Genomic DNA, 855 nt, shown 5'->3' on the forward strand with positions numbered 1-855 from the left:
TGCAGCAGTCTTTGGCTCTAAGAGTGCAGTCTGCAATACAAGATGGAACTGGAAAAATTCTAACTGACCCCAAAGTTGTGGTGGCAGATGGCGGATCCAGTCGAATTAGCATTGCAACCAGCGTGCCTGTTAACGTTGAAACCATCACCATACCCCAGGGCGAAAACCAGCCTCCAGTTGTTACTCAGCGTTTGCAGCGAGAGGATGCCGGGGTTATCCTTAACGTTTCAGAGGTTAGGATAGATGATAATGGGTTTGTCACCCTGACCATTCAGCCAGAAATTTCCATCCCTGTACCTATTCAAATACTGCAGGAGGGACCCTTTGCTGGTATTCAACTTTTTAACATCGACAGGAGGCAGCTACAAGCATCTCAGCTAAGGTTACGGGATGGGCAAACTTTTATCATTGCTGGTCTAATTCGAGACAGGGACATCGTTGAAGTTCAAAAAGTGCCTTTACTGGGCGACTTGCCTCTTTTGGGTGCTTTGTTCCGCTCTCAGAGTGTGAATAACGAGCGCAATGAGGTGGTCTTCATGCTAACGCCCTACATTATGGATGATAATGTTGCTTTTGGTCTTCCTCCCAATCCGTAAAATTCCCAATCCGTAAAATAGGGTTATGCCGAACTGCCAAGTTTCGTGACATCCTCCCAACACTGATACTATAGGCACAGCGCAGGACCCATAGCTCCCCACACCCCTCATGAGTTAACTCTCGACAGTCCTGAGTTACTGGCTGCATTAGCTTCGGGATCCGTTGAGTTGCATTCAGCAGCTAATGGCTTCTTCAAGTGGCCTGGGATCCACCTCGGGCAACAAGCGCCAATTCCACCTGATTTTCTTGGGGCTGCCC

The 855-nt window shown here is 48.5% G+C and carries 1 protein-coding gene; it reads left to right on the forward strand.

Annotation, left to right across the window (positions count from 1 at the left end):
- Window positions 1-596: type II secretion system protein GspD (locus NW838_RS05620; RefSeq protein WP_414427668.1), on the forward strand; the 596-nt coding region annotated here is incomplete at its 5' end.
- Window positions 597-855: the final 259 nt, after the last annotated feature.

The sequence above is a fragment of the Synechococcus sp. R55.2 genome (assembly GCF_047462075.1).
In the GTDB taxonomy this organism is placed as follows: domain Bacteria; phylum Cyanobacteriota; class Cyanobacteriia; order Thermostichales; family Thermostichaceae; genus Thermostichus.